Origin of the sequence: Glycomyces buryatensis, from assembly GCF_004912275.1 — a bacterium.
GTDB classification, from domain to species: Bacteria; Actinomycetota; Actinomycetes; order Mycobacteriales; family Micromonosporaceae; genus Glycomyces; species Glycomyces buryatensis.
The window spans coordinates 15156-42020 of sequence record NZ_STGY01000055.1 but is presented as its reverse complement, the minus strand read 5'-3'; the positions used below and the strand labels follow the sequence as shown (position 1 = coordinate 42020).

The 26865-nt window shown below is 68.6% G+C and carries 24 protein-coding genes and 1 tRNA gene; 15 read left to right on the top strand and 10 right to left on the bottom strand.

The annotated features are described in order from the left end of the window. Positions 1–67: 67 nt before the first annotated feature. Together FAB82_RS14165 and FAB82_RS14160 are read left to right on the top strand one after the other, a co-directional pair. The gene (locus tag FAB82_RS14165) at positions 68–1504 is read left to right on the top strand and encodes a serine/threonine-protein kinase (protein WP_136535189.1); all 1437 of its coding nucleotides are present in this window, start codon (positions 68–70) and stop codon (positions 1502–1504) included. Beyond that, positions 1505–2212: a ComEA family DNA-binding protein gene (locus FAB82_RS14160; RefSeq protein ID WP_136535188.1), complete on the top strand. Its 708-nt coding sequence runs from the start codon at positions 1505–1507 to the stop codon at positions 2210–2212. Positions 2213–2351: 139 nt separating this feature from the next. On the opposite strand, the gene FAB82_RS14155 is transcribed toward FAB82_RS14160, so the two are convergent. Both FAB82_RS14155 and FAB82_RS14150 read right to left on the bottom strand, forming a co-directional pair. Next, a complete protein-coding gene (locus tag FAB82_RS14155) occupies positions 2352–3053 on the bottom strand; it encodes a hypothetical protein (protein WP_136535187.1) in 702 nt (233 codons plus the stop codon). A 257-nt stretch (positions 3054–3310) separates the two neighbouring features. Continuing rightward, entirely contained in the window at positions 3311–3934 is a 624-nt protein-coding gene (locus FAB82_RS14150) for a hypothetical protein (RefSeq protein WP_136535186.1), read from the bottom strand. Positions 3935–4062: 128 nt separating this feature from the next. Between FAB82_RS14150 and FAB82_RS14145 the strand changes: the two genes are divergently transcribed. The 4 genes from FAB82_RS14145 (at position 4063) to FAB82_RS14130 (ending at position 9689) form a co-directional block, all read left to right on the top strand. Next, positions 4063–5796, top strand: a complete 1734-nt coding sequence (locus tag FAB82_RS14145) for an N-6 DNA methylase (protein ID WP_136535185.1) — start codon at positions 4063–4065, stop codon at positions 5794–5796. 337 nt (positions 5797–6133) lie between these two features. Then, the gene (locus FAB82_RS14140) at positions 6134–7801 is read left to right on the top strand and encodes an extracellular solute-binding protein (RefSeq protein ID WP_136535184.1); all 1668 of its coding nucleotides are present in this window, start codon (positions 6134–6136) and stop codon (positions 7799–7801) included. Beyond that, positions 7798–8790, top strand: coding sequence for an ABC transporter permease (locus FAB82_RS14135; protein ID WP_211116596.1), 993 nt, complete (start codon positions 7798–7800; stop codon positions 8788–8790). Before FAB82_RS14140 ends, FAB82_RS14135 begins: the two co-directional genes overlap by 4 nt. Continuing rightward, positions 8787–9689 carry a carbohydrate ABC transporter permease gene (locus FAB82_RS14130; RefSeq protein WP_136535183.1) on the top strand — a complete coding sequence of 301 codons (903 nt, stop codon included), beginning with the start codon at positions 8787–8789 and terminating at the stop codon, positions 9687–9689. The genes FAB82_RS14135 and FAB82_RS14130 overlap by 4 nt, the downstream gene beginning before the upstream one ends. Before the next feature lie 33 nt (positions 9690–9722). Here the strand turns inward: FAB82_RS14130 and FAB82_RS14125 are convergent, their stop codons facing one another. Together FAB82_RS14125 and FAB82_RS14120 are read right to left on the bottom strand one after the other, a co-directional pair. Beyond that, positions 9723–10982: an ATP-binding protein gene (locus FAB82_RS14125; RefSeq protein WP_211116595.1), complete on the bottom strand. Its 1260-nt coding sequence runs from the start codon at positions 10980–10982 to the stop codon at positions 9723–9725. A gap of 98 nt (positions 10983–11080) precedes the next feature. Beyond that, a tRNA-Thr gene (locus tag FAB82_RS14120) sits at positions 11081–11157 on the bottom strand. Between the two features lie 228 nt (positions 11158–11385). On the opposite strand from FAB82_RS14120, the gene FAB82_RS14115 reads away from it, so the two are divergent. From FAB82_RS14115 to FAB82_RS14100, 4 genes are read left to right on the top strand one after another with little or no spacing between them, the layout of a single operon-like run. After that, on the top strand, positions 11386–12021 hold the full coding sequence (locus FAB82_RS14115; RefSeq protein WP_136535181.1) for a hypothetical protein: 636 nt from the start codon (positions 11386–11388) through the stop codon (positions 12019–12021). 55 nt (positions 12022–12076) lie between these two features. Then, positions 12077–12691, top strand: coding sequence for a CDP-alcohol phosphatidyltransferase family protein (locus FAB82_RS14110; RefSeq protein ID WP_136535180.1), 615 nt, complete (start codon positions 12077–12079; stop codon positions 12689–12691). Beyond that, entirely contained in the window at positions 12688–13650 is a 963-nt protein-coding gene (locus tag FAB82_RS14105; RefSeq protein WP_136535179.1) for a phosphatidate cytidylyltransferase, read from the top strand. Before FAB82_RS14110 ends, FAB82_RS14105 begins: the two co-directional genes overlap by 4 nt. Beyond that, on the top strand, positions 13647–14285 hold the full coding sequence (locus FAB82_RS14100; RefSeq protein ID WP_136535178.1) for a lysophospholipid acyltransferase family protein: 639 nt from the start codon (positions 13647–13649) through the stop codon (positions 14283–14285). The genes FAB82_RS14105 and FAB82_RS14100 overlap by 4 nt, the downstream gene beginning before the upstream one ends. Before the next feature lie 57 nt (positions 14286–14342). On the opposite strand, the gene FAB82_RS14095 is transcribed toward FAB82_RS14100, so the two are convergent. The 4 genes from FAB82_RS14095 to FAB82_RS14080 form a co-directional block, all read right to left on the bottom strand. Then, positions 14343–16910, bottom strand: a complete 2568-nt coding sequence (locus FAB82_RS14095; protein WP_136535177.1) for an Hsp70 family protein — start codon at positions 16908–16910, stop codon at positions 14343–14345. Positions 16911–17044: 134 nt separating this feature from the next. Beyond that, positions 17045–18049, bottom strand: a complete 1005-nt coding sequence (gene rlmB / locus FAB82_RS14090; RefSeq protein ID WP_136535176.1) for a 23S rRNA (guanosine(2251)-2'-O)-methyltransferase RlmB — start codon at positions 18047–18049, stop codon at positions 17045–17047. An 18-nt stretch (positions 18050–18067) separates the two neighbouring features. Next, the gene (gene cysS / locus FAB82_RS14085) at positions 18068–19465 is read right to left on the bottom strand and encodes a cysteine--tRNA ligase (RefSeq protein WP_136535175.1); all 1398 of its coding nucleotides are present in this window, start codon (positions 19463–19465) and stop codon (positions 18068–18070) included. A gap of 74 nt (positions 19466–19539) precedes the next feature. Further along, positions 19540–19854: a rhodanese-like domain-containing protein gene (locus FAB82_RS14080; RefSeq protein ID WP_136535174.1), complete on the bottom strand. Its 315-nt coding sequence runs from the start codon at positions 19852–19854 to the stop codon at positions 19540–19542. 35 nt (positions 19855–19889) lie between these two features. Here FAB82_RS14080 and FAB82_RS14075 point away from each other — a divergent pair, with 35 nt between their 5' ends. The 3 genes from FAB82_RS14075 (at position 19890) to FAB82_RS14065 (ending at position 22491) form a co-directional block, all read left to right on the top strand. Continuing rightward, positions 19890–20546 carry a TetR/AcrR family transcriptional regulator gene (locus FAB82_RS14075; protein ID WP_211116594.1) on the top strand — a complete coding sequence of 219 codons (657 nt, stop codon included), beginning with the start codon at positions 19890–19892 and terminating at the stop codon, positions 20544–20546. A gap of 195 nt (positions 20547–20741) precedes the next feature. Beyond that, positions 20742–21719: an ATP-binding cassette domain-containing protein gene (locus FAB82_RS14070; RefSeq protein WP_136535173.1), complete on the top strand. Its 978-nt coding sequence runs from the start codon at positions 20742–20744 to the stop codon at positions 21717–21719. Beyond that, the gene (locus tag FAB82_RS14065) at positions 21712–22491 is read left to right on the top strand and encodes an ABC transporter permease (RefSeq protein WP_136535172.1); all 780 of its coding nucleotides are present in this window, start codon (positions 21712–21714) and stop codon (positions 22489–22491) included. Before FAB82_RS14070 ends, FAB82_RS14065 begins: the two co-directional genes overlap by 8 nt. A 184-nt stretch (positions 22492–22675) precedes the next feature. On the opposite strand, the gene FAB82_RS14060 is transcribed toward FAB82_RS14065, so the two are convergent. Then, positions 22676–23743 (bottom strand): aspartate-semialdehyde dehydrogenase, encoded by a 1068-nt coding sequence (locus FAB82_RS14060; RefSeq protein ID WP_136535171.1) that lies wholly within the window; start codon positions 23741–23743, stop codon positions 22676–22678. Positions 23744–23745: 2 nt separating this feature from the next. Next, entirely contained in the window at positions 23746–25011 is a 1266-nt protein-coding gene (locus tag FAB82_RS14055) for an aspartate kinase (protein WP_136535170.1), read from the bottom strand. A 159-nt stretch (positions 25012–25170) separates the two neighbouring features. On the opposite strand from FAB82_RS14055, the gene FAB82_RS14050 reads away from it, so the two are divergent. After that, positions 25171–25953, top strand: a complete 783-nt coding sequence (locus tag FAB82_RS14050) for a hypothetical protein (RefSeq protein WP_136535169.1) — start codon at positions 25171–25173, stop codon at positions 25951–25953. 103 nt (positions 25954–26056) lie between these two features. Further along, the gene (locus FAB82_RS14045) at positions 26057–26635 is read left to right on the top strand and encodes a nitroreductase family protein (protein ID WP_136535168.1); all 579 of its coding nucleotides are present in this window, start codon (positions 26057–26059) and stop codon (positions 26633–26635) included. Positions 26636–26865 lie beyond the last annotated feature (230 nt).

Sequence of the window (26865 nt, the reverse complement as noted above, 5' to 3'; positions counted from 1 at the left end):
GACCCGGCTGCTGGCCGGATCCGGTTGGTCACGCTTTGGGCTGGGCGGGGGCGGGTAGAAATATGGGGTGGAGTCTAGGCGTGTGGTCGGCGACCGTTATTCGCTCGCGCGGCCGATCGGGGCCGGCGGGATGGGGCGTGTCTGGCAGGGGATCGATGCCCGGCTGGACCGCGAGGTGGCCGTCAAGGTGGTCAAGCCCGACCTGTTGCATGGTCCCGGGCGCGAGGAGATCGTCGCCCGGTTCGGGCGCGAGGCCCGTGTCACCGCCCGGATCTCCCACCCCGGCATTCCCGCCATCTTCGATGCCGGGGTCGATGAGGACGGCGACGAGCTCTACCTGGTCATGGAATACCTGCCCGGGCTGAGCCTGCGGGATCTGCTCGACGAGACCGGGCCGTTCCCCACCGATTGGGCCGTGGCCGTTGGGGCTCAATTGGCCTCGGTGCTCGCCGCCGCCCACGCCGCCGGTGTCGTCCACCGGGATCTCAAGCCCGCCAATATCATCGTCGGCCTGAGCGGATTGGTCAGCGTGGTCGATTTCGGGATCGCCTCCATTCTGGAGCCCGATGTCACGCAGTTGACCGCCACCGGCGACAAGCCCGGGACGGTGAACTACATGGCTCCCGAGCAGATCCTGGCCAAGCCCGTCGGGCCCTCCTCCGACCTGTACTCGCTCGGCGCCCTGCTCTACGAGATGACCACCGGCGAGCGCCTCTTCGCCTCTCACTCCAGCGCCTACGAGGTGCAGACCGCCCATCTCACCGAGATTCCCGAGCCCGTGCGGCGCAGGCATCCCGAGGTGCCGAGCGAGTTGGATTCGCTCATCGCCTCGCTGCTCTCCAAGGAGCCCGAGCGGCGGCCCTCGTCGGCGTCCGAGGTCTTCCTGCAACTGGCGAGGCTGTTCGGCCAGGTTCCCGTTTCCGGTGCGGCCGCTCATGATTCGGGGGATCCGACGTGGCCGCTCCGGGCGCCGCTCGCTCCGCCGGACGTGGCCGCCGCCGCCGGCCGGACCTCCCCCGCTCCCGCCCCGCGCGGCGCCACAGGCCGGCTCGAGGAGGCCGAGTGGGCCTTCTCCTCCGGAGACTTCCACGGCGCGCTGACGGCGTATCGCTCCCTCACCGCCGATTTCGAGGCCGCCGAACCGGCCCGGGGACTGCACTGCCAAGTCAGGGCCGCCCAATGCCTTGCGGCCCTTGGCAATGCCTCCAGTGCCCTGGCCGGTCTCGGCGCCGTCATCGAGCGGCAGCGGCGCCTGCTCGGCGAGCGGCATCGGGATACGTTGCGCTCCAGGCGGATCGCGGTGGACATGCTCGTGGCGCTCGGGCGCGGCGGGGAGGCGCATCAGTCGCTCGCGGCATTGGTGAAGGACATGGCGGCGGCGCTCGGTCCGGCCGAGCCGGATACCATCGAGGCCGAGCGGCTGCTTCGGGCCTGGGCCATTCCGCCCCAGGCGGGCCCGGTGTGGCCGGTGCAGGCCACCTCCGCCACTGGGAGTCCCCGTTAGATGACCGCCTCCGGTCCTTATGTCCCACCTACGAACAGTCCCAAGCGAACCACCACGAACTTCTCCCGCAGCGGCACCATCCTGTGGGCCCTACTTCCGCTGTTGACCTGTGGGCTCGGCACGCCCATCGCGTTCGCGATCGCCTTGAGCCGGCGCCGCACCACCAATACGCTCATCGGCTTGATCGTCTACAGCGCCACGCTCATCGCCGCATGCGGGATCATGGGGAGCTTCGGGGATCAGGCGCCTTCCGGAGTCGACGCGATGAACATCGCCTTCATCGGGCTCGGCACGCTCGGCGCGACGGGGCACCTGTTCGTCATCCGGCCGTCCGTCTGGGAGAAGCCGGCTCGGCCGCAGGTGCCGGTGGCCCGCCTCGAAGGCACCGAGGTGGTCGATCGGGCCCGGCACCTGCGGGAGCAGGCCCGCCGCACCGTCGACGCCGATCCGATGCTGGCCAAGCGACTCGGCATCGGCCGCCCGGATCTGCCGCGCCAGTTCGACGACGGCGGCCTGGTCGACCTCAACCACGCCCCCGCCCACGTCCTGGCGGGCCTGCCCGGAGTGACCATTACCAGCGCCCGTCAGATCCAGGACTGGGTGGCCCGCTCCGGACCGTTCGGGAGCCTCGGCGAGGTGCTGCTGGTGATCGAGATCAGCCCCACCTTCGAGCATCATCTCCGCGAGTACGTGGTGTTCATTCCCTGAGTCCGAATTCAGTTCCGAGTCCGTATGCGGGACATGACATTCCGCTTATCGGATCGGCATGAATCGCGTTCTCCGGCGATGCGAAAAGCCCGGGGGCACGGCCCCCGGGCTTCGTCGTATTCGATTGCTCGCCAGTGGATTACATGAGGCTTTCGATGCAGAAGACGCCCGTGGAACGGCCGAACTGGTCCGTCGTCGGGAAGGAGGCGCTGGAGGTACAGTCGGCGGCGGCGGTCGCCAGGTCATCCTCGCTGTACTCGCCGAGCTCCAGGGAGACCACCGAGGCGACCTCGGTGTCGGCCTCGGCGTCGTCGCAGGGGATGGCCGTCGAGTAGAAGTCGGAGCTGGAGAAGCACTCGCCCGCGTCGGCGACGATGCCGCCGATCGCCTGGGTGCAGTAGAGGTAGTCGACGTTGCCGGTGGTCTCGTCGTAGACCATGTTCCAGTCGGTGACCGGGCTGCCCGGGGTGATCGCGCCGACCTCCTCACCGCACAGGTCGAACAGCGGCTGGTTGTCGCTGAGGGTGCCGCCCGTGGCGGTGGCGCCGGTGTCGGCGGAGATCTCGGTGATCTCCCAGTAGGCGCCCTCGTCGTCGCAGGGGATGGTGAACTCTTCTTCCGTGGCGCCCATGAAGTCGACGGTGAGGCAGTCACCGGGGACGACGTCGGCGGCCGCGTCGTAGGCCTCTTCGTTGACCGCGTCGGGGTCTTCCGAGGAGGCGTCGTCGACGGCGTCCGAGAGGGCGTTGCAACCGCTCAGCGCGGCCACGCCGAGGAGGCCTGCACCGGCGAGGGCGAGGAGTCGCTTGTAGGAACGGGGGGTCTTGATGTCGTTTTCCATGGCTGCTTTCTTGGGATGGATCTCTGAATGGCCGCGTGATGGGTGCCGCGGTTGAGAAGAACTGCCAGGAGCCTATGAGATCGACACCAATCGCATTGCGTGGCGGGGCCAAAACGCGGGTCCCTGAACTGGGGAAAGAATTAACGCACTTTGCTTAACGTGTCGAAGACATGGCGAACGTCACGGCATCTGGATGTATCTGGCAGAGAAGGGCGCGGGTTCCGCCGAGGAACCCGCGCCCTCCCGTCTTCGGGTGTTTAGCCGAGCTTGAAGTAGACCTCGGTCGATTCCATGTCCATGAGGGACGAAACGGCGAGGACGGCGGACTCCGCACCCTCGGAGTCGATGAAGTCGCAGTCGTTGGCGGTGAAGGAATCGCCGGGGGCGATCTCGCCGACGTCGACCATGTCGTTGGGCAGCACGCCGCACGTCTCGTCGTAGCGCAGGTCGCCGATGTCGACGGAGGTCGTCAGGTCGAGGAACGGGTCGGCGGCCGCGTCGCCGGTGTTGATCGCGGTCAGGGTGTACATGAGGTACTGCGTGCCGTCCGCGACGTCCTCATTGAACGTATTCGCGTCCAGGACGGTCTCGGTGGCGTCGAGCTCGACGGCGGTGACCGCGACGTCCCAGCCGGGAATGCTGGCGGCCTGGCAGGTCGCCAGCGGGGCCTCGAAGTCGGTGCCCGCGCCTTCCTCGGCGGGGGCGACCTCACAGGTCTCCGCCGCTTTTTCGGCGGTGTCGCCACCAGAGTCGGTCGAGCCGCCCGAGCCATCCGACGCGGCTGCGTCGCAAGCGGTCAGCGCGGCCAGGCCGAAGAGTCCGGCGCCGGCGGCGGCGAGGAGGCGCTTGGCGATGACCGGGAACTCGATTTCCTGCTTCATGATTGACCTTCCGTGTAGAACTTGTCACGAACTGTTGCACGTGAACTCACTTCACAAGCATAGAATGCTGTGTCAAGCGTCCGCACGGGGGGTGGGTAGGATCTGACAAACGCGAACAGGGGAGCCGCATGAGCGCAGATCACACCAGGACCGGCGAGACCATCACGCTGACCGACCTCGCCCGACTGGCCGGGGTCGGCCGCAATGCCGTCAGCAATTGGCGCCGTAGGGAACCCGACTTCCCCGCCCCCATCGACGAGGCCTCCCGCCGCCCCCGCTTCGCACTCGCCGACATCGAGCAGTGGGCCGCCGAGCACGGCCGCGCCCTGCACGTCACCGGCGCCGACCGGCTCTGGTTCTCCCTGTCCGTCGACTACCCCACGGCCGGGGACGCCTTGGGCGCCATCGCTTCCGCGCTCGCGGGCGAGCGCACCGAGCACCGGCACCTGGCCGGGCTCCTGAGCGAACTGAGCGAGAGCGCCGACGCGGCCGAGCTGTTCGAGTTCTTCGTGGAGCGCGCCCGCGAGGCCGCCGGAACCGGCACCGCGCCCGGACTGCACACCCTGGTCGACGTCGCGGCCGCCTGCGCCCCGGCGCGCTCCGAGCCGGCCGTCTTCGATCCCGCCTGCGACGACGGGGACCTGCTCGCCGCCACCGTCCGGCGCGTCGGGCCCTGTTCGGCCATCGGCGGACAGGAGCTGTCGGCCGCCCGCGCCGCGATCGCCACCGAGCGGCTGCGGCTGGCCGATCCGGAGGCCGACATCGACATCCGCGTCGGCGACTCACTGCTGGGGGCCTTGCCCGAGCGGCGCTACGACCTGGTGGTGTGCGACCCGCCCTTCAATGTCAAGGACTCCGGGTACGAACGGCTCCCCGCCGGCGACGACCCGCGCCTGGCCTACGGCACGCCCCCGCGCACCGAGCCCGAACTGGCCTGGGCCCTGCACTGCCTGGCGCTCCTGGCGCCCGGCGGCGTCGCGGTCGTCCGGATGCCCGCGCAGGTCGCCCACCGGCGTTCGGGACGGCGCCTGCGCTCCGAACTGCTGCGATGGGGCGCGCTGCGGGCCGTGGTCGACCACCCGGACACCAAGGCGCACATCTGGGTCCTGGTGCCGCGCGGCGAGACGACCCAGCTGCTGGTGTCGACCGGCTCCGACGTGGCCGAGACCTGGCGGGCGCTCGCCGACGACCCGCACTCGCCCATCGCGACCGCGCACTCGGTGACGGTGCCGCTCATGAGCCTGTGGGACGAGGACGTGGACATCTCGCCCGCGGTGTACCTGGCCGCCGCGACCGGGGGCGCCGGCGACCTCGCGAGCGGGCTGGAACGGCTCGCCGAGCAGTTGGACGCGGCACGGGATTCATTGCCGCGCTTCGGATCCGGTCCCGGCGAGACGGCCCCGGAGGTCAGCCTGGCCGACCTGGCGTCGGGCGGCCACATCACGGTCGTCCCGGGTGCGGCCGGCGGCTCGGGGCCGAAGGCGGCCGACGCGTCCTCGGCCATCATCGTCGACCCGATCGGCTCCCCGGCCGTCCGGCTCGGCCCCGCCTCGGCGGCGGCCGAGTCGCAGTGGACCATCACCGCTACCTCGGACCAGATCGACCTGCCCTGGCTCGCGGCCGTCGTCGCCGCCCGGATCCCGAAGGCCACCAAGCGGACCGCCACCGGCGCCAAACGGCGACTCCTGTCGGTCAAGGTCCCGCGACTCCCGCTCGAAGAGCAGCGCCGGAGGGGCGCGGCCTACGCGAAGCTGCTGCACCTGCGCGACTCCCTCGACGCCGCCCGAGGCGAGGCCGCCGCGCTGGCCGACGGCGCCGCCGCCGGGCTCGTCGGCGGCACGGTCACCGTCGACGGCGACTGATCTCCGCTCCGCCCTAACAGACTGGGCACTCTCTCGCCAAGACGACGGGTCGCTCTCCGGGCAATCGGCAACTGGAGCGTGGCACCACTCCGGCGGCACGGCCGCTGCTCTCCGCACCCCCGCAATGGCGGATGAAATCGGTCACAGAATGACCACTGTGGATGAATAGCGACCCTCTCACCACCTATCCCGAGAAACCCGTGGGACAGGTGTTGCGCATCTCTCATCTATGAAGTTATATTAGTTGGTACGTATTGCTTAAGTAAACGGGAACCGGCGCCCATCCCAAGCAATAGCCCCTACTCCTCTTTTAGACCTCGATCGAAAGGCGCACAACATGGGCGACCGATCCAGTCGAACCGCGTTCGGCCTCAACCGCAGGAACCTCTTCCACGCCACGGCCGCCGCCGGCATCGCAGTCGGCATCGGCGCCTGCTCCGACCTGGAGGAGGGCCCCGACGGAACCGCCGCCGGCACCGACGAACTCGCCGACCTCCTCCCCACGTACACGCCCTACGAGGGCGGCATCGAGCCCGACCTCCCCGGCCAGCCCGACGGCACCGTGACCCCCGGCTACCTCTCGCGCCCGGCCGAACCGGTCCAGGTGATCACCGAGGCGCCCATGACCACCGGCGAGGACATCACCGCCATCACACCGCTGTGGAACCCGACCCCACCCGGCCTCGCCGACAACTCCTACTTCCAGGCGGTCAACGAGATCCTCGGCGGCACCGTCGAATTCAATATCGCCGACGGCAACACCTACGGCGACAAGATCACCACGATCCTCGCCAGCGGCGACGTCCCCGACATGTTCCAGATCCCCGGCTGGGAGATCATCAAGCTCGCCGACTTCACCGAGGCCGCGAACGAGCTGTTCGCCGACCTCTCCCCCTTCCTCGCCGGCGACAAGGCCGCCGACTATCCGCTCCTCGCCTCCTATCCCACGGCCGCATGGGCAATGGGCGTCTTCGGCGGCAAGCTCCTCGGCATCCCCTGGGAACGGGCGCCGTACACGAACGCCATGTTCGCCCGCCAGGACATACTGGACGAACTGAGCGTGGAGCACCCGACCAACCTCGAGGAGCTCCTGGCGATCGCCGAGGAGATCAACGACCCCTCGAAGAACCGCTGGGCCTTCGCCTCCATCGACCAGACCATCCAAGAGGCGATGGGCGTGCCCACTCTGTGGCGCAACGACGACGGCAAGCTCGTGCACAAGTTCGAGACGGAGGAGTTCGCCGCCGCCGTCGAGTTCACCCGCCAGGTCTTCGACAAGGGCCTGGTCCACCCCGACTACGTCGCCGACCGCCTCACCAACGCGAAGGAGATCATCGGCTCGGGCCAGGCGGTGTTCTACGAGGACGGCCTCGGCGCCTGGCACGAGATGTTCGCGACCTACCGCAATGTCGACGGCTTCGACCTCCAGGTCATGAACCCGATGGCCGCCGAGCCCGGCGGCACGCCCACCATCTGGCGCGACGACCCCGCCGGCATGTTCACCTTCATCAAGAAGGACCTCTCCGAGGAGCGGATCAAGGAGTGCCTGCGGGTCGCCAACTGGTGCTCGACCCCCTTCGGCACCGTCGAAGCGGACCTGGTGTCGGACGGCGTCGAGGGCGTCCACTTCACCATCGACGACGAGGGCGTGCCCCAGCGCACCGAACTGGGCCAGACCGAGGTCGCGCCCACCTACATGTTCCTCTCCGGCCGGTCCAACGCGAACAACAAGTTCCAGTATCCGGGCATGGTCGAAGCCCTGCACGCCTGGGAGACCAACGCCGCGCCGTTCCTCGACGACAGCCCGTTCCAGGGACTGCGCGTCGAGATGCCCTCCGACCTGTCGGCCGAGAACGAGCCGATGACCGAGGCCCACCACGAGATCTACCGCGGCCAGCGCGAGGTTGCGGACTGGACGACACTCGTCGACGACTGGCGCACCAAGGTCGGCGACAGCGCCCGCGAGTACTACACCAAGGTCGCAGAGGACAACGACCGCCTGTGACCACTTCGACCACTGTGGAGTCCTCGGTCGCCGAGACCGGGGACTCCACCCACCGGACCGCGCCGAAGAAACCCAAGGCGCACTGGAAGAAACGGCTGCGGAACGACTGGCCGCTGGTGCTCATGGCCGTGCCGATGATGGCCCTGGTGTGGGGATTCTGGTGGATCCCCACGCTGGGCAATGTCGTGGCGTTCCAGGACTACAAGCCGTTCACCGGCGGCATCCTCGGCTCCCGCGTCGTCGGCTTCACCCACTTCGGGAACCTCTTCGGTGACCCGGAGTTCCTGCGGGCCATGACGAACACGCTGTCGATCACCGCGTTCCAGCTGGTGTTCTACTTCCCGGTGCCGATCGCGCTGGCGCTGCTGCTGCACTCGATCACGTCGGGGCGGCTGCGGTCGATGCTGCAGAGCGTGGTGTACCTGCCGTACTTCTTCTCCTGGGTGCTGGTCGTCGCGATCTTCCAGCAGATGCTCGGCGGCGCCGGGCTCGTCAGCCAGCTGCTGCGGCGGGCCGGCTTCGACGGCATCAACTGGATGACCGACCCCGACACGTTCATCCTCCTCATTACGTCGCAGGCGATCTGGAAGGACGCCGGGTTCGGCGCGATCATCTTCCTGGCCGCTCTGGCGGCGATCGACCCGAACCTGTACGAGGCCGCCGCCGTCGACGGGGCCGGGCGCTGGCGCCGGCTCTGGCACATCACGCTGCCGGGGATCCGGCCTGTGATCGTGCTGCTGCTGATCCTGCGGCTGGGCGATGCGCTCAATGTCGGGTTCGAGCAGTTCTTCTTGCAGCGCAGCGCGGTCGGCTCGCAGGCGTCGGAGGTGTTCGACACGTTCGTGTACTACTCGGGCATCCGCACGGGCGACTTCGACTACGGCGCCGCCGCGGGCCTGTTCAAGGGCGTGGTCGGCCTCGTGCTGATCCTGGCGGCCAATAAGGCCGCACATATGATGGGCGAGCGGGGAGTGTATTCGCGATCATGAGCAATCCGAAAACCGCGACCGGCCGGGCCGTGTGGGACGAGAAGCCGACGGCCGCCGGTCAGGCGTCCAAGGGCGTCGCCATCGTCGTCATCGCCCTGCTGATCCTGTTCCCGCTCTATGCGGTCGCCCTGACGAGCCTGTCCTCGGCGGAGACCGTGAACCGCGTCGGCGGCCTGGTCATCTGGCCCGGCGACGGCATCACCTTCGAGGCCTACGAGCAGATGTTCCGCAATAAGGTGGTGCTGCGCTCGCTCGGGGTGAGCCTGGGCATCACCGTCGTCGGGACGTTCATCAGCGTCGTCGTGTCGATCCTGGGGGCCTACGCGCTCTCGCGGCCCGGCTCGTTCGGCCACCGGACCATCCTGTTCTCGGTGCTGATGATGTTCGTCGTCTTCCCCGGCCTCATCCCCGTCTACCTGTGGATCTCCGGGCTGGGGCTGCGGGACAACTACCTGTCGCTGATCCTGCCAATGGCCGTGAGCGCCTTCAATGTCGTGGTGCTGCGGGCGTTCTTCATGAACATTCCGCAGGAGCTGTTCGACTCGGCCCGCATCGACGGCGCCGGCGAGTTCCGCATCCTGTGGCAGATCGTCGCCCCGCTGTCCAAGGCCGTGATCGCGGTGGTGACCCTGTTCTACGCGGTCGGCTACTGGAACAACTGGTTCAATGCGTTCCTGTTCATGGACAGCACCTCGAAATGGCCGCTCGCGCTCGTATTGCGCACGTACGTGGTCGAGTCGGCGCCGCTGCCGCAGACCTCCGGGCTCGAGACGGCGCCGCCGACGCTGGCGGTCAAGATGGCGATCGTGATGGTCGCGATCATCCCGGCCCTGATCATCTACCCGTTCGTGCAGAAGCACTTCAAGAAGGGCGTGATCGTCGGCGCCGTGAAGGGCTGAGCCGCAAGGGAGCCTGGCCGCCCGCTGAGGCGGTCAGGTTTGCCGCTCGGCAGGTCGTGACCACAATGCGGCTATGGGCGCGGCGATGAGGCGGTCGCCGAGCGCGAACGAGCGTGGGCCCGTGTGGAGTACCGCTCCACCGATGAACCGATCGCCGAGTTCGTCGCGTAGCCAGGCGAGGTGCCTTGCGTCCCTTGCAGTAACGGCTGCCGACGATTTGATTTCGAAGGCGAACACGGTGCCGTCCGGATACTCCGCGAGCAGATCGATTTCGTGGTGCTGGTCGGCCGTGCGCAGGTGGTACAGCGTAGGGTCCGACTCGCCCACTCGGGCCTCGGCGCGAAGCTGGCTGGCCACGAAGGTGTCGAGCACTCTTCCGAGCAGGTCGGCGCTACGACGAAGTCCTTGGCGATCGATCTGAAGGACGGCCGCGGCAATACCGGGGTCCGAGATGTACCGCTTGGGGGCCTTGGTGAGGCGCTTGAGTCGGTTGGTCCACCACGCCGGTACTTCCTCGGCGAGTAGGAGGTTCCCGATCAGGCGGTCGTATGCCTGGGCGGTCCTGCTGTTGATGCCCGCGGTTTCGTAGAGCGTCTTCGCGGCGGTGACCCCTGCCGTGTTGAGGCAGAGGACGTACAGATAGCGCCGGAGCTTGAGCGGGTCGCGACCGCTGTCGATGAGTTCGGCGTCTCGTGACACGACCTGATCGACATAGGCTCTGAGCCATCGCCGCCGTGCTGTCGCGGTGGAAGCGAGAACGGAATCCGGATACCCGCCCCTGATTGCCAAGTCCAGGTAGTCGTTGAGTGCCATGTCGGTCGTTGTATTCCGCAGGGCGCCTGTCGGATCGGCGTGCAGGCGGTCGAAGAGCGGATCCAGATCGATCGCGCCTTCGATCTCCCTCTGAATGAGTCCGTGCATCTCGACTCGGATCGCCCGTCCCGTCAGCGGCCATCCTTCGGCATGGAGGTCAGAGCGAACGGAGCCGGTGATCAGGAATGCGCCGGGGCCCGGGCGTGTGTCCACCGATCGTTTCACCGCGCCGAGCACCTCCGGCGCCACCTGCCATTCGTCCAGAAGTACAGGACGAGTCACGTCGAGTGCGCCCTCGGGATCCGCTCGGACGACCGCTGCTTCCGCTTCGCGATCGAGCTGGATCACGGTCTGGGCATGGCGGCGCGCGGTCGTCGTCTTGCCGCAGGCCCGTGGTCCGACGATGAGCACGGCCGGAAAGTCGGTCATGAGGTCATCGATCAGCCGGTCTGCGATGCGTGCTACATATTCCCTCGTCACTGGCATAGAATACCAAGATTTACAATCACTCAGTACCAACATTTCCAGCGTGTTGGTACGATTTTTCCGAGGCTGTCTGGTCAAATCTCAGGGGAACTTGGAGCCGGCGACAGGACTCGAACCCGCAACCTACGCATTACAAGTGCGTTGCTCTACCAATTAAAGCTACGCCGGCACGCCCGCGCCGATGTGACGGCGAGACGGAACGATTGTAGCCGAGCCACAGCGGCAGGCCCTACGCACCGGAACCGCTCCGCATCGCGCGGGGCGGCGTTCCGTTTGGAGGAAACGGAGAAAATTCGGGGCCCAGAGTGGCGTCCGGCCACCGCTCGTTGTGGAATGCCTACAGTTTTGGCATGAAAACGGGACCAAGGGGCTTGCCACCGGTGGGGACACTTATTGCATGACACTCCTCTTCACGCTGGCGGTCGGCATCGCACTGTGGTTCGCGTTCCGCGCGAAACGGGTCGAGGCCCGCGCCGCCTACTGGGGCCTCGCGGCCGTCGCCTGGCTCGCCGGGCTCTTCACCTGGGACATCTCCGGCACTGTCCTCGACTACGCCAAATACCTCCTGCTCGCACTGCTCCCCATCGCCTTCGTGGCCATGTCGTGGCGGGCCGCCCGCACAACCCGGCCACGGGCCGACATCTACACGGCCGAACCGCTGCTGCTGGTCCTCGGCTTCCTCGTGCTGTGGCTCGTGGCATTCAACACCGCAATGTCCAAGGACGGCTCCAACTCGGAGGTGACCTGGTACTACCTGGCCTCCTACCTCGTCGCGGCCGCGGCGTTCATCGCCGCGGCGGTCATGCGGAAGGACCGGCGGATCGGGTACGGCGCCGCCGCGCTGGCCTGCGTGCTCCTCGTGGCCCTGTACAAGCAGGTCCTGTGGACCGAGACCCCCTACTTCGGCGATCAGACCGTCCTGACCTCCGACCAGTTGTTCGCGCTCCTCTTCCTCGGCATTCCCGTGCTCGGCATCATCGGCCAGCTCGTCTGGTGGATCCTCCACGCCCGTCGCGCCTGGACCGGCCGCTGAACCCCGCCCACCCACCGACAACGTCCCTCCATTCCTCGAACAGAAGGGCCCCTCGATGCCATCGGTCTACCAACTCAAACCCGCCTTCCAACGACTGCTCAGACCCGGCGTCGCCCGCCTCGCCTCCGCCGGAGTCACCGCCAACGCCGTGACCGTGGCCGCCGCCGTCCTCTCGATCGGACTCGGCGCCGCCATCGCCATCTGGCCGAACGAAGCCTGGCCGCTGCTCGCCCTGCCCGCGTTCCTGCTCCTGCGCATGGCGCTCAACGCCGTCGACGGGATGCTCGCCCGCGACCACGGCCAGCGCTCCCGGCTCGGCGCGATCCTCAACGAACTCGGCGACGTCGTCTCCGACGCCGCCCTCTACCTGCCGCTGGCGTTCGTCACCGGACTCGATCCTCGCCTGGTGGTCATGGTCGTCGTCCTCGCCGTCATCGCCGAAATGACCGGCGTCCTGGGCATTCAGGTCGGGGCGTCGCGTCGCTACGACGGGCCGATGGGCAAGAGCGACCGGGCGCTGGTGTTCGGCGCGCTCGGACTGTGGCTCGGCCTCGGAGGTCCCGGCGGGATGTGGCTGAACGTGCTGCTGGCGCTGGTGGCGCTGGCGCTGGTCGTCACGATCGCGAACCGCGCCCGCAAGGCCTTGCGCGAGATGGAGGCCGGTGCATGATCCTCGGAGTCGAATCGGCCGCGCTCATCGCGCTGGCCGGGGTGGCGGGCATCCTCGTCACCGCCACGGTCCTGATCGCGTTGCTGCGCAGGAGGCTTCCCGAGGCGACGCATACGGAGCTGGTGCAGCGGGTGCGGTCCTGGTGGGTGATGGCCGCGGTGTTCACCGTCGCGATTGTCGTCAACGAGGTCGTTTCGCTGGTCTTCTTCGCGCTGGTGTCGTTCCTGGCGCTCAAGGAGTACTTCTCGCTGATCCCGACCCGGCGGGTCGACCGTTCGGTGATCTTCCTGGCCTACCTGACGATCCCGGCGCAGTACGCGATCATCGGGCTGGAGTGGTACGGGATCTTCATCATCTTCATCCCGGTGTACGTGTTCCTGCTGCTGCCGTTCCGCATGGTGCTGGGCGGGGAGACGAACCACTTTCTGCGGGCGGTCGGCACGACTCAGTGGGGCCTGATGGCGATGGTGTTCGGTATCAGCCACGTCGCCTATCTGCTGGTGCTGCCCGGGGAGTTGAATCCGGGTGCGGGCGGGCCGGGTCTGGTGCTGTTCCTGGTGTTCCTGACGCAGTTCAACGATGTCGGCCAGTACGTCTGGGGGAAGACGCTCGGCCGGCACAAGGTGGTGCCTCAGGTCAGTCCGGGCAAGACCGTCGAGGGTCTGATCGGCGGGGTGGTGACGACGCTGGTGCTCGCGTGGGTGCTGGGTCCGTGGCTGACCCCTATGAGCCACTTGGAGTCGCTGGGCGCGGGTCTCTTGATCGGCATCGGCGGGTTCGCCGGTGACGTGACGATCTCGGCGCTGAAGCGGGATCTCGGCGTCAAGGACACCGGGAGCCTGCTGCCGGGGCATGGCGGCATGCTCGACCGGGTCGACAGCCTGATCTACACGGCGCCGCTGTTCTTCCACTACCTGTATTTCCTGCACTATTCGCCGACCGCTTTGGGGCTGTTGTGAACCGGGTACTGCGCTGGGTGTTCTTCACCGTGATCGTGCGGACGGTGATCCTATTGGTCCTGGGTTTGAACGTGCGGAATCGGGAGCGGCTGCCGACCGAGGGACCGGCCGTGTTGGCCGCCAACCACAACAGTCATCTCGACACGATGGTCCTGATGAGTCTGATGGGGACGCGGCGGGGCCGGGTGCGGCCGGTGGCCGCCGCCGACTACTTCCTGCGGAACCGCTTCATGACCTGGTTCTCGTTGCAGATCATCGGGGTCCTGCCGATCGAGCGCCAGCGCTCGGAGGATGGCGGCGATCCGCTCGCGGCCTGCGGTGAGGCTTTGGAGCGCGGGGAGATCCTGATCTTCTTCCCCGAGGGTTCGCGGGGGGAGCCGGAGCAGTTGGCGCAGTTCAGGGGCGGCGTGGCGAAGCTGGCCGCGCGGCACCCTGACGTGCCGGTCGTGCCGATCTACACGCATGGCTTGGGGAAGGCGCTGCCGAAGGGGCAGGCGCTGCTGGTGCCGTTCTTCGCCGATGTCTTTGTGGGCGAAGGGCTGCGGGGGTCGGACGTCGACGGGGACTTCCTGGAGGCGCTGCGGGAGCGGTTCGAGGGGCTGCGGAAGGAAGGCGTCTTCGCCGACTGGGACTGAACTGACGAGCCAGATGGGCGGTCGCCGATCGGCGAGTGTTCATCCGGCCCGGTTCGCCTACGCGTCGCGGAAGCGGAAGATCTGCATGCCTTCCTCCTGGAAGCAGGCCAGCGTCGTATCGGATCCGCTGCAGCCGTAGGTCTCCAGGGCGTCGCTGATCAGGGTCCGCTCGCCGGTCCGGCCGCCGAGCCCGACGACCGGCCCCTGGTTCAGGCCGTAGCCGTCCCAGTCTGGGTATTCGAGCGCGGTGCCGCCGTCGATCGCGCTGAACACCTCGCTGTGCACGTCGCCGATGGTCTCGAAGTCGCGATCGTAGACCTGGGTGCGGCGCTCCTCGCGCCCCTCGTAGTAGGTGACCATGAGGTTCTCGCCGACCGGTTCGATGCGGTCATAGCCGGACTCGTACTCGTCGAAGTCCTTCACGATCGCGCCCTCTTCGACGTCGAAGACTCGGTAGGTGATGTACTGGTCCGCATCCTGCTCCTGCACGCACACCCGGCCCACGCCGCATGAGCGCATGAACTGGGGCGTGACCTCGGCGCGGACGTAGTCCTCGCCCACCGAGCGCAGACCGGACTCGATGTCGTAGGCGCGGATCTTGTAACCGGTGCTGTCCTCAATGGTCACGTACATGGTGTCGTCGTAGGCGAAGTAGGTGTCGGAAATGGACTCGACCGCATTGGAGGCGATCTCCTTGCCGGTTTGGAGGTCGTAGACGTGCACCACGTCGTCGGAGGTGAGGACCCACATCCGACCGTTGCCGAGCACGGGGGTCGAGGGGTGCTCCAGGTCCTCGCTGGAGCGGACCAGCCCCCAGTCGTGGAGGTCGACGCCCTCCTCGGCGTCGCCGAACTCGATCCGTTGGGCGACCTTCCCGGAGGCGTTGAACACGGTGGCCTCGTTCGCTCCGTCCCAAGCGGAGACGACATGGTCGCCGTAGCGCATGGAGTTGCCGCCGTCCGTGGTGGCGGTACCGATCTCCTCGCCGGTCTCCCAGTCGAGGAAGTGGAACAGGTAGTCCTCGTACGAGGATTCGGTGGACTCGGGGACCTCCTGGCGGACCGTCAGCAGGTCCGCGGCGGCGAAGATCGTCGATCCCCATCCACCGCCGCCGATCACCACCTCCTCGTCCCAGAGGGTCTCGCCGGTGGTGTTGTCGACCGCGAGGAGGTGCATGTCCTCGTCGGGGTCGGCGGCGTAGGCGAAGAGGGTCCGGTCCTCCCACGTGCGGACCTCCATCAGCGCCTCGGGCGCCTCGTCGACCGCGTAGGGGACGAGATCGCCCACGGCGGTCAAATCGTCGAACGGCCGCTCCCGGAACGGGTCGGCGAAGTAGTTCCAGGCCAGCGGCGCGGCGACGGCCAGTACCGCGATGCCCGCGGCGAGCGCGATCCACTTGGCGCGCTTCTGCTTCCGCTTCGGCTGCTGCGCGCCGGGCATGCGCAGCTGCATGGTCTCGTCGGAGGCCGGCGTCTGCGGCGGCAGGTTCCCGGCCGGGCTGAACCCGGGCGGCGCCTGCGGGCTCATGACCGGCGGCGTGACCGGGGCGGGGGCGGCCAGGGACAGGGCGGCGCCCTCGCTGACCGGCAGTTCGGGCTGTTCGAGCGCGGTCGGGGCGATGCCGAGCTGTTCGTGGAGGACCTTGGACACCAGCGGCATCCGGCTGGAGCCGCCGACCAGGAAGAGCCCGCCGAGCCCGGACGCGTCGCGGCCGGTGAGCGACAGGACGCGCTGGGTCTCGCCGACGGCGCGCCCGAGCAGGGGCGCCGAGAGCTGGTCGAGTTCGCCGCGGGTGAGGTGGAGGGCCTGTTCGAGGCCGGGCACGGTCACCGGGGCGACCGAGGAGCGCGAGAGCATCTCCTTGGCGCCGCGAATGTCGTTCCACAGTGTCCTGCGGTCGCGCTGTTCGCCGGCGGTGGTGGGGGTTTCGAGCCGCTTCCACACGTCGGGTTCGCGCTGGGAGACCTGCGCTCCGATGTGGGCGACCAGGGCCGCGTCGAAGTCGAGGCCGCCGAGGTCGGGGAGTCCGCCGTCGGCGAGGACCGCGAAGGAGCCGTCCGCCTCGCGTTCGACCACGGCGATGTCGAGGGTGCCGCCGCCGAAGTCGAAGACCGCGATGGCCTCGCCCGGATTGAGCGGGTGTTCCAGGCGCGAGGTGTAGTAGTGGGCGGCGGCGACCGGCTCGGTGATGAGCTGGACCGGCGGGTAGCCCGCCCGCGCCGCGGCGTCCTGGAGGGTGCCCCGGCGCTGCTCGCCCCACGCGGCCGGGCACGTCAGGATCACCGTGCGCGGCAGTCCCCCGGCCGCCTCGCTGCACTGGGAGGCGACCCGGCCCAGGATCGCGGCGAACGCGTCGCGGACGTCGACCTCCCGGTCTCCCAGCAGGATCGTGCCGTTGCCGATGCGCTGCTTCGGGTTGGGTTCGAACCGCTCGGGGGCGGTCGGGCCGAGCCGTTCGGCGTCGCGTCCGGTGTGGATGGTGCCGGCCTGGTCGAGGAACACCGCCGAGGGCATGACCGGCGACCCGTCGAACAGCAGCGGGCGGGTGCGGCCGTCGGGCCACACCACCATCGCGACCGTGTGGGAGGTACCGAGGTCAACGCTGAGGAGGTATTCGGCCGGCATGGGTTTTGCAGCTCCGGGGGACGAGACGGCGGGTGCTTGAACAACAGATTACGGTCGGCCGGTCAGGTCCGTCCCGACGGGCCTGGTCGAGGGATCGCCGATCGGGGAGGTCCGCCTGCTCGGCGACCGCTCGTCTACCTGCGCTGGCGCTGTACCTCGGCGAGGGCGATCGAGGCCGCGACGGAGGCGTTGAGCGATTCGACCTCGCTGGCGATCGGGATGCCCACCCGGTAGTCGCAGGTCTCGGCGACCAGGCGGGAGACGCCCTTGCCTTCGTCGCCGACGACGATGAGCAGCGGGTCGGTGGCGACCGGCAGGTCGAACACGTCGGCGTCGCCGCCCGCGTCGAGCGCGACGGTCATGAAGCCCTGCTGCTGGAGTTCCTTGATGGTGCGGGTGAGGTTGACGACCTTGGCGATCGGGAGGCGCGCGGCGGCGCCGGCGGAGGCCCGCCAGGCGACGGCCGTGACGGACGCGGCGCGCTTGGACGGGATGACCAGTCCGTGGCCGCCGAAGGCGGCGGTGGAGCGGATGATCGCGCCGAGGTTGCGCGGGTCGGTGACGCCGTCGAGGGCGACCAGGAGCGGCGCGGTGCCGCTGGCCTTGGCGTTCGCGACGAGCTGGTCGACGTCGCCGTACTGGAACGGTTCGACTTCGAGGCCGATGCCCTGGTGGAGGGCGTTGTTGGTGCGGCGGTCGAGGTCGCGGCGGGCCAGTTCCTTGACGGGGAGGTCGCGGTTGTTGGCCAGGCGCACGGACTCGGCGACGCGGTCGTCGATCTCGGTGCCGAAGGCCACGTACAGCGCGGTGGCGGGGACCTTGGCGCGCAGGGCCTCCAGGACGGGGTTGCGGCCCAGGAGCATCTCCGGGCCCTCGTCGCGGCGGGTGCGCGCGGCGGGCTTGGTCTTGCCGATATTGGTGGTGCGGCCCTCGGCGGCGGCCTTGGCGCGCTCCTTGTCCTGCTTCCACTTGGTCTTGCGGGGCTTGTCGTCGCCGGTGTAGGACTTGTGCCAGGGGCGGTCCTCCGCCTTGAGGGTGCGGCCCTTGCCGGCCAGGCCCTTCTTGCCGCCGCCGGAGCCCTTGCTCGGGCCGGCCTTGGCGGTCTTGCGACGGTTCGGATGTCCGCCCTTGGTGCTCATCTGAGTGTTCCCCCGGAACTAATCTACGGTCCATACAGGACCACGAGGGGTGTCCTTGACGGTGACGCCCGCTTGCGTCAGCTCGTCACGGATGCGATCGGCCGCCGCGTAGTCCTTGCGTGCGCGCGCCTCTGCACGCTGTTCGAGCGCGATCTGGACCAGGGCGTCGACGGCACCGGTCAGCTTCGCGTCGCTCGGATCGTCCCAATGGGCATCGAATGGGTCGAGGCCGAGCTGATCGAGCATAGCTCGCACCCCGCCGGCGATGTTGGTCGCGGCGGTGTCGTCCCCGGCGTCGAGCGCGGCATTGCCCTCGCGGGCCATGTCGTGGATGGCGGCGACGGCGGCCGGTGTGTTCAAGTCGTCGTCCATCGCGTTCACGAAATCGGCGCACATCATGCCGCCGATGGTCGATTCGAGCCCGAGGGCCTCGGCGGCGCGGCGCACGAAGTTCGACAGGCGCTCCCACGCGGACTGGGCCTCGCCGAGGGCGTCCTCGGAGAAGTCGACGGCCGAGCGGTAGTGGACGCTGGTCAGGTAGTAGCGGATCGCGGCGGGCGAGAAGCCCTTCTCGCCGAGGGCCGAGACGCTGAGGGTATTGCCCAGGGACTTGCTCATCTTGGTGCCGGCGAGGTTGAGCATCCCGTTGTGCACCCAGTACTTGGCGAAGTCGAGGCCGGCGCCGCGGGACTGGGCGAGCTCGTTCTCGTGGTGGGGGAACATGATGTCGGTGCCCCCGCCGTGGATGTCGAAGGCGTCGCCGAGGTAGCGGCGGGCCATCGCGGAGCACTCGATGTGCCAGCCGGGGCGGCCCGGGCCCCACGGGGAGGTCCAGGCGGCATCGAGCGGTTCGCCCGGCTTGTGGGCCTTCCAGAGTCCGAAGTCGCGCGAGTCGCGCTTATTGCCGGGCTCGGCGCCGGAGAGCATGTCCTCGGGGCGGCGGTGGGAGAGCTCGCCGTAGTCGGGCCAGGAGGACACCGAGAACCAGACGTCGCCGGCCTCGGTGGCGTAGGCGTGGCCGCGTTCGAGGAGCGACTGGATGAGGTCGATCATCTGGGTGATGTGGCCGGTGGCGCGCGGCTCGTAGGTGGGGGCCTCGACATTGAGCGCGTCGTAGCCCTCGGCGAGCTTGCGCTCGTTCTCGTAGGCGATGGCCCACCAGGGCCGGCCCTGCTCGGCGCCGCGCACCAGGATCTTGTCGTCGATGTCGGTGACATTGCGGACGTAGTTGACGTTGTAACCGGAGCGGCGCAGCCACCGGATGAGCAGGTCGTAGGAGACCCCGGAACGCAGGTGCCCGATGTGCGGCGGCCCCTGCACGGTGAGGCCGCACAGGTACACGCCGACCTCGTCGGTCTTCCGAGGCTGGAAGTCGCGGACGGAACGGGTACCGGTGTCGTACAGGCGCAGGCTCACAAGGCAAGTTTAACGGCAGCGCCCACCGGGTCTTCGCTCCCGGCGGGCGCGGCCGCGTGTCGCGTGACGGGGGGCTATTCGAGGGGCAGGCCGGCGTCGGCCCAGTCCTCGATGCCCTCCTTGTACTTGCGAACGTCGCTGTAGCCGAGGCGGATCAGGCGCTCGGCGACCTGCCCGGAGTTGGGGCAGGCCTCGTTGGAGCAGTAGGTGACGATCCGTGCGTCCTTGTCGGGCAGGACCTCGGCGGCGCGCGCGTCGACCTCGCCGGGGGCGAGCGGGACGGCGCCGGGGAGGTGGCGCTTGGCGTGGTATTCGGCGCCGAGGGCGTCCACGAGGGTGACCTTGTCGAGTGCTCCGGCGAGTTCGTCGCGGGAGATGAGGTTGACCATTTGCACTCCTTCGAGATTCGGACTATGGTCCGGTTGTGAGTTCCAAACATAACGGACCGCAGTCCGTTTATGAAGATCTATCGCTGTTGCGCTCGTCACCACCGGTGGAACGCGCGGATGCCGCCCGCAATCGCTCGGCGATCCTCGCGGCCGCCTCGCGCCTGTTCGCCGCGCACGGCGTCGACGCCGTGTCGATGGACGCGATCGCCGCCGCGGCCGGGGTCGGCAAGGGGACGCCGTTCCGCCGCTTCGGCGACAAGGCGGGGCTGGCCGTCGCCCTGCTCGACGAGCGCGAACGCGAGCTCCAGGGCCGCATCCTGAGCGGCGAGGCGCCACTGGGGCCCGGCACGGACGCGGCGCCACCGGGACCCGGCACGGACACCGCGGCGCGGCTGCGGGCCTTCTCGGAGGCCTACCTGGACTACGCGCTCGGCCACCTGGACCTGCTGCGCATGTCGGAGACCTCCTCGCCGGGGGCGCGGTACCGGATCGGCTCCTACCGCTTCTGGCACCGCCACACCGCGATCCTGCTGGGCGAGCTCGGCTGGGTCGACCCGGACGCCGGGGCGCACGCACTGCTGGCGCCCCTCGCCGCCGAACACCTCGGCGCGGTCGCATCCGAACTCGGCACTGAACGGCTGCGGCGCGCCGCCGCCGACCACCTCGACCGGCTCCTGGGATCGGGCACCTGACCGGGGCATTCGCGAGAATCGGTGATGCCGCCGACGACGGCCGGCGGTGCGCGACGGGCCGCGAAACGGCCGTGCTCCGCCGCCCGTATACGACCTCGGTACGAGGCCGAATCCGACTCCGGTGTCATGCGCGGGACCAAAGCGGCCACTAGGCTCAAATCACGCGGTACGCCCTCCGCGCAGACAAGGAGCCCCATGATCACCGCCAGAGGACTGCACAAGCGGTACAAGAAAACCGTTGCGGTCAACGAACTCTCGTTCGACGTACGCCCCGGCGTCGTCACCGGCTTCCTCGGGCCCAACGGCTCGGGCAAGTCCACCACCATGCGACTGATGCTCGGACTCGACCACGGCGGCGGCGAAACCCTCTTCGACGGCACGAAATTCGGTGACATCCGGCGTCCGATGAACGACGTCGGCACCCTGCTGGAGGCCAAGCCCTTCCACCCCACCCGCTCGGCCCGCAACCACCTGCGGATGCTCGCCTCCGCCAACCGCATCCCGACCTCCCGCATCGACGAGGTCATGGAGTACGTCGGGCTCGCCACCGTCAAGCGCAAGAAGCCCAAGGGCTACTCCCTCGGCATGGCCCAGCGCCTCGGCCTGGCCCAGGCGCTCCTCGGCGACCCGGGGATCCTGCTGCTCGACGAACCCACCAACGGCCTCGACCCCCACGGCATCCACTGGATGAGGGACATCCTCAAGCGACTGGCCTACGAGGGGCGCACCATCTTCGTCTCCAGCCACCTGCTGTCAGAAATGCAGCTCATGGCCGACGAACTGGTCGTCATCGGCAAGGGCAACATGATCTTCAACGGCGACGTCGACACGTTCGTCCGCGAGTTCACCCAGACCACCGTGATCGTCCGCAGCCCCGCCGCCGAGGCCTTCACCCCGGTGCTGGAACGCGAGGGCGCCACCGTCACCACCGGGGCCAAAGGCGAGCTGATCGTCGCCGACCTCAAGATCGACCTGGTCGGCCACCTGGCCTTCAACGAAGGCATCGAACTGCGCGAGCTGTCCGAGCACTCGGCTTCGCTCGAAGACGCGTTCATGTCCGCCACCGGCTCCTCTGAGGAGTTCGTCGCGATCGACCCCGAGAAGACGGCCGCACCGGCCGCACCGGCCGCCCAGGCTGCCCAGCCCGCTCAGGACGGAACCGACAATGCTTGACGCACTCCGATACGAATGGACGCGGCTTTGGACGCTGCGCTCGACTTACTGGCTCATCGGCATCGGCCTGCTCTGCGCTCTGGCGATCCCGCTGATCACCGGGATCGCGGCCGGCGACCAGACGCTGGACACGTTCTTCACCGCGGTGCTGCTCAATGGTGGCGCCATGTTCGGCCTCCCTTTCCTGGCCGTCTTCATGGGGATCATCGGGATCTTCTCGACCGGTCACGAGTACCGGCACGGCACGATCCAGCCGACGCTCACGTCGCTGCCGCAGCGCTCGCGACTGATCGCGGCGAAGATCCTCGTCATGTCCGGCGTCACGGTAGCGGTGACGGTGCTGTCGCTGGTGCTCAATGCGGCCGTGATGCTCGCGTTCTGGGGCGAGATCCAGGGCCTGTTCGAGGACCCGCTGCTGCCGTCGCTCATCGGCTACGTGCTGTACGTGCTGATCTACATGCTCGTCGGCCAGGGCCTGGGCCTGCTGTTCCGCGGCGTGCCCTCGGCGCTGGTCGTGATCTTCCTGATGCCCCTGATCCTCGAGACCGCGATTGCGGGGCTCGCATTTATCCCCGCACTGGACTGGCTGGAGCCCGCGGTTAAGTTCCTGCCCTTCAACGCGGGAAGCCGGTTGATGATCCTCGACCTGTCCGACGCCGAGGACCTCGGCGGCGACATGCTCAGCCGCTGGGAAGGCGGCGCGGTGTTCGCGCTCTTCGCGGCGATCATCATGGCCGCCGCCTGGACTTTGTTCAAGAAGCGCGACGCGTAACGCGAACAGCGGCTGGGGGCTTCGGCCCCGGGTCGCTGTCCCAGCACCGGATTGTCGTACCCCTGGGGCAGGGTTATTGCCAAGGGGCGCAAAATTCGCAACACCACCGCGCATCACGCTGCCCGGAACGCAACGCGGCCCCGAGGCTTTCGCCCCGGGGCCGCGTCATGTACTGCTTTTCCGTTTACGCGTTCGCTTCGAGCTCCTGGCGGACGAGCTCGGCCGTCTCGATCGAGTTGAGGGCCGCGCCCTTCATGAGGTTGTCGCCGACGACGAAGAACTCCAGCGAGTTCGGGAAGTCGATCGACTGCCGCACCCGCCCGACCTGCGTGCCGTGCTTGCCGACCGAGTCGATCGGCATCGGGTAGACCCCGTTCGCCGGGTCGTCGACCAGGTCGACGCCCTCGGCCGCGTCCAGCACCCGGTGCGCCGCCTCCACGCTGACCTCGTTCGCGAACGTCGCGTGCACGGCCTGCGAGTGGCCCACGGCCACCGGCACGCGCACGCACGTCGAGGCGACCTTCAGCTCCGGCAGGCCCAGGATCTTGCGCGATTCGTTGCGCACCTTGAGCTCTTCGGAGGTCCAGCCGCCGTCCTTCCAGCCGCCGACCTTCGGCACCACGTTCAGCGCCAGCGGCGCCCCGAACGGCGTGTCGTACTCCGCGCCGAGCACGGCGCGCACATCGCCGTGGTCGGTGCCGATGCGCTCGATCCCGGCGGTCTTGTCGACCTGCGCGTACAGCGCCTCCAGGCCTTCCTTGCCCGAGCCGGACGCGGCCTGGTAGGACGCGACCGACATCGAGACCAGGCCGAACGCCTCGTTCAGCGCGGCCAGCGTCGGAATGAGCGCGAGCGTCGTGCAGTTGGCGTTCGCGATAATGCCCTTGGGGCGGATCCGGGCCGCCTCCGGGTTGGCCTCGCGGCACACCAGGGGAACCTCGGGGTCCATGCGGAAGTGGGCGGACTTGTCGATGACGACCGCGCCGGCGGCGGCCGCGACGGGCACCCATTCGGCGGAGACCTCGTCGGGCAGGTCGAAGTGGGCGATGTCGATGCCGGCGAACACGTCCGGGCCGATGGCCTGGACCGTGATGGCCTCGTCGCCGACATTGAGGACCTTCCCGGCCGAGCGCGGGGAGGCGATCAGGCGGATCTCGCCCCACTTGTCGCGCTCTTCGGCGAGGAGACGGCGCATGATCGATCCGACGACGCCGGTGGCGCCGACGATCGCGACATTCAGCTTGCGGCTCATGCTTATCGCCCCGTCCCCGCGTAGACGACGGCTTCTTCGCTGCCGCCGAGTTCGAACCGGTCGTGGACGGCGCGGACCGCCTCGTCCAGCTCCGTGTCCCGGCAGACGACCGAGATGCGGATCTCCGAGGTGGAGATGATCTCGATGTTCACGCCGGCGTCGGCCAGGGCCTGGCAGAAGTTCGCCGTGACGCCCGGGTGCGAGCGCATCCCGGCGCCGACCAGGGAGATCTTGCCGATGTTCTCGTCGTAGATGAGGGTCTCGAAGCCGACGGCGTCCTGGTGCTTCTTCAGCGCCTCGGTCGCCTTGCGGCCCGCGTCCTTGGGGAGCGTGAAGGAGATGTCGGTGTGGCCGTTGCCGGTCGTCGACACGTTCTGCACGATCATGTCGATGTCGATCTCGGCATCGGCGATGATCTTGAAGATCGACGCGGCCGAGCCCGGCTTGTCGGGCACGCGCGTGACGGTGATCTTCGCTTCGGAGCGGTCGTGCGCGACGCCGCTGATGAGTGCTTGCTCCACGGGCAGCTCCTCCATGTAACCCGACACGATCGTGCCGGTCTTGGTCGAGTACGACGAACGGACGTGCAGCGGGATCCCGTAGCGGCGGGCGTACTCCACGCTGCGCAGATGCAGGATCTTGGCGCCGGAGGCGGCCATCTCCAGCATCTCCTCGAAGGTGATGTTGTCAAGCTTCTTCGCGTTCGGGACGATGCGCGGATCGGCCGTGTAGACGCCGTCGACGTCGGAGTAGATCTCGCACACGTCGGCCTCGAGGGCCGCGGCGAGGGCGACGGCGGTGGTGTCCGAGCCGCCGCGGCCGAGCGTCGTGATGTCCTTGGTGTCCTGGCTGACGCCCTGGAAACCGGCGACGATGGTGATGAAGCCCTCGTCGAGCGACGAGCGGATGCGGCCGGGCGTCACGTCGATGATGCGGGCCTCGCCGTGGGAGGCGGTGGTCAGCATCCCGGCCTGCGAGCCGGTGAAGGAGCGCGCGCCGAAACCGAGGTTGTTGATCGCCATCGCCAGCACGGACATGGAGATCCGCTCGCCGGCGGTCAGGAGCATGTCGAGTTCGCGCGGTTCGGGGACCGGCGAGACCTGAGCGGCCAGGTCGAGCAGCTCATCGGTGGTGTCGCCCATCGCCGAGACCACCACTACGACATCGTCCCCGCGCTTTCGCGTCGCGACGATCCGCTCAGCCACGCGCTTGACGCGCTCGGCATTCTCGACCGATGAACCGCCGTACTTCTGCACGACCAGCGCCACGGATGTCACCTCAATGTCTGTGTTTGTCGGGCGTCGTCGCACCGCCCCGTTGCCGGGCGGGCCACCTCACCTTAACTGCGACCTGCGGTGTGTCGCCAGGTCGTTCCGCGCCATAGGACGCAGAATCGCGCTGTGGCAAGGAAAAAAGGCAGTATCACAGTGGCAGCGCTCACGTTGGCGGCGCTGCTGGCGGCCGTGCTATCGGGCTGCGGGTCGGCGACGGTGGTGGACGAGACCGATCCGGCGCCGCGGCGGGCCAGCCCGCAGGCGGCGCTCATCGGGCGGGTCTCGACGGCGCTGGACACGTCGTTCACGGCCGAGTACGCGTGGAGCGAGGGCGGGACGGTGACGATGTGGGCGGCCGAGGACGGGACGTGGCGGGTGGACGTGCCGGCGTGGGCGCAGGGCGGGACGGTGGACGTGTCGGTGGCGTGGACGACCGGCGGGTTCTTCCAGTGCGCACAGGAGCGGTGCGTGAAGTTGGCCGGGATCACCGGGGAGATTCCGTCGAAGTTCGATCCGCAGGTGCAGCGGCCGTTCATCGAGTGGCTGCCGCAGCTGCTCGACCGGCAGCTGCCGTTCGCGGTGTCGCAGCAGGGCGACTGCTTCACGCTGACGCCGAACACGGTGGTGGTGCGGACGCCGTTCCCGGAGGGTGAGTGGTGTCTCGATGCTTCAGGAACGATCGTGTCGGTCACGGGCGGCGACGTCGGGTCGCTGACGTTGGAGGGCAAGCCCGCCGCGGCCGTGGCGACGGTGGAACTCCCGGGGGAGATCGTGGAGGGAGACCCGTTGGGGCGCAAGGCGCCTGAGAAGCCGACGCCGGAGCCTTCGGCGTCCGGAACACCGTCCGAGGCGCCGTCGAATTCGCCTTCGCCGACGCCGTCGGAGGGCGTTTCGGAGGTGCCCGAGGCCCCGTCGGAAGCTGAAGCCGGAGAGTAAGGAAGCCGACAGCGGGACCCGGCTCGGGGCCTGGCCGTGGCACCATGAAATTTGGCGAAAATCGCCATGAATGCTGATCCGACCCTGTTCTGAGGGGTAGTTCATGAACACATCGTTCGACCGGCACGCGCAGACCGCGGTGCCGATCCACCCGCTGCTGGCGTCGCGCCAGTCGACCCGCGCCTTCGAAGCCGGGTACGACCTGAGCGATGACCAGGTCACGGCCCTGCTGGAGGCGGCCCGCTGGTCGCCGAGCGCGGGCAACTCGCAGCCGTGGCGGTTCATCCTCGCCCGGCGCGAGACCGGGGAGTTCAAGCGGGTGCTCGACTCACTCAAGCCCGGCAACCGCGAGTGGGCGCAGCACGCCTCGGCACTGCTGGTGGGGGTGCGCGTCGACTCCAACGAGAAGGGGCCGCTCTCGCACGCCGCCTACGACCTGGGGCAGGCCATGGCGCACCTGACGTTCCAGGCCGCGGCCGAGGGCCTGACGGTGCGGCAGATGGGCGGCTTCGACGCCGACGCGATCGCGGGCGAGTTCGAACTGCCCGAGGCGCTGCGTCCGACGACGGTCATGGCGATCGGCATCGCGGGCGACCCGGGCCTGCTGGAGGAGTCCGTGGCCGGACCCGACCGGTCCCCGCGCGGGCGCCTCACGATCGATGAGCTGCTGCTGAACGGCTGACGGGGCTCTCCCGCGTCCCGGATGCGGGCGGTGGTCGCCACCGGCGGTCGGCGCTGCACTGGTGCGATCCGCGCGTCCCAGGATGCGGGCGCCGGTCTTCCCCGGTGTCCGCTATGGGGTGTAGGCTCGCGGGGTCATGCGGTATTCGATGCTCCTTAGCTGCCGCGGCGGGGCCTACTAGGTCGGCTCCTCGCCGCGGGTTTTCGCGTGCCGGCTGTCAGTGACAACCG

Bases quoted from the DNA above. Each gene is read 5' to 3' on its own strand.
- FAB82_RS14070 (WP_136535173.1), top strand. From the start codon at position 20,742: ATGATCACCGCCAGAGGACTGCACAAGCGGTACAAGAAAACCGTTGCG.
- FAB82_RS14140 (WP_136535184.1), top strand. From the start codon at position 6,134: ATGGGCGACCGATCCAGTCGAACCGCGTTCGGCCTCAACCGCAGGAAC.
- FAB82_RS14160 (WP_136535188.1), top strand. From the start codon at position 1,505: ATGACCGCCTCCGGTCCTTATGTCCCACCTACGAACAGTCCCAAGCGA.
- FAB82_RS14150 (WP_136535186.1), bottom strand. From the start codon at position 3,934: ATGAAGCAGGAAATCGAGTTCCCGGTCATCGCCAAGCGCCTCCTCGCC.
- FAB82_RS14080 (WP_136535174.1), bottom strand. From the start codon at position 19,854: ATGGTCAACCTCATCTCCCGCGACGAACTCGCCGGAGCACTCGACAAG.
- FAB82_RS14155 (WP_136535187.1), bottom strand. From the start codon at position 3,053: ATGGAAAACGACATCAAGACCCCCCGTTCCTACAAGCGACTCCTCGCC.
- FAB82_RS14095 (WP_136535177.1), bottom strand. From the start codon at position 16,910: ATGCCGGCCGAATACCTCCTCAGCGTTGACCTCGGTACCTCCCACACG.
- FAB82_RS14065 (WP_136535172.1), top strand. From the start codon at position 21,712: ATGCTTGACGCACTCCGATACGAATGGACGCGGCTTTGGACGCTGCGC.
- FAB82_RS14110 (WP_136535180.1), top strand. From the start codon at position 12,077: ATGCCATCGGTCTACCAACTCAAACCCGCCTTCCAACGACTGCTCAGA.
- FAB82_RS14105 (WP_136535179.1), top strand. From the start codon at position 12,688: ATGATCCTCGGAGTCGAATCGGCCGCGCTCATCGCGCTGGCCGGGGTG.
- FAB82_RS14145 (WP_136535185.1), top strand. From the start codon at position 4,063: ATGAGCGCAGATCACACCAGGACCGGCGAGACCATCACGCTGACCGAC.
- FAB82_RS14045 (WP_136535168.1), top strand. From the start codon at position 26,057: ATGAACACATCGTTCGACCGGCACGCGCAGACCGCGGTGCCGATCCAC.
- FAB82_RS14115 (WP_136535181.1), top strand. From the start codon at position 11,386: ATGACACTCCTCTTCACGCTGGCGGTCGGCATCGCACTGTGGTTCGCG.
- rlmB (WP_136535176.1), bottom strand. From the start codon at position 18,049: ATGAGCACCAAGGGCGGACATCCGAACCGTCGCAAGACCGCCAAGGCC.
- FAB82_RS14130 (WP_136535183.1), top strand. From the start codon at position 8,787: ATGAGCAATCCGAAAACCGCGACCGGCCGGGCCGTGTGGGACGAGAAG.
- FAB82_RS14060 (WP_136535171.1), bottom strand. From the start codon at position 23,743: ATGAGCCGCAAGCTGAATGTCGCGATCGTCGGCGCCACCGGCGTCGTC.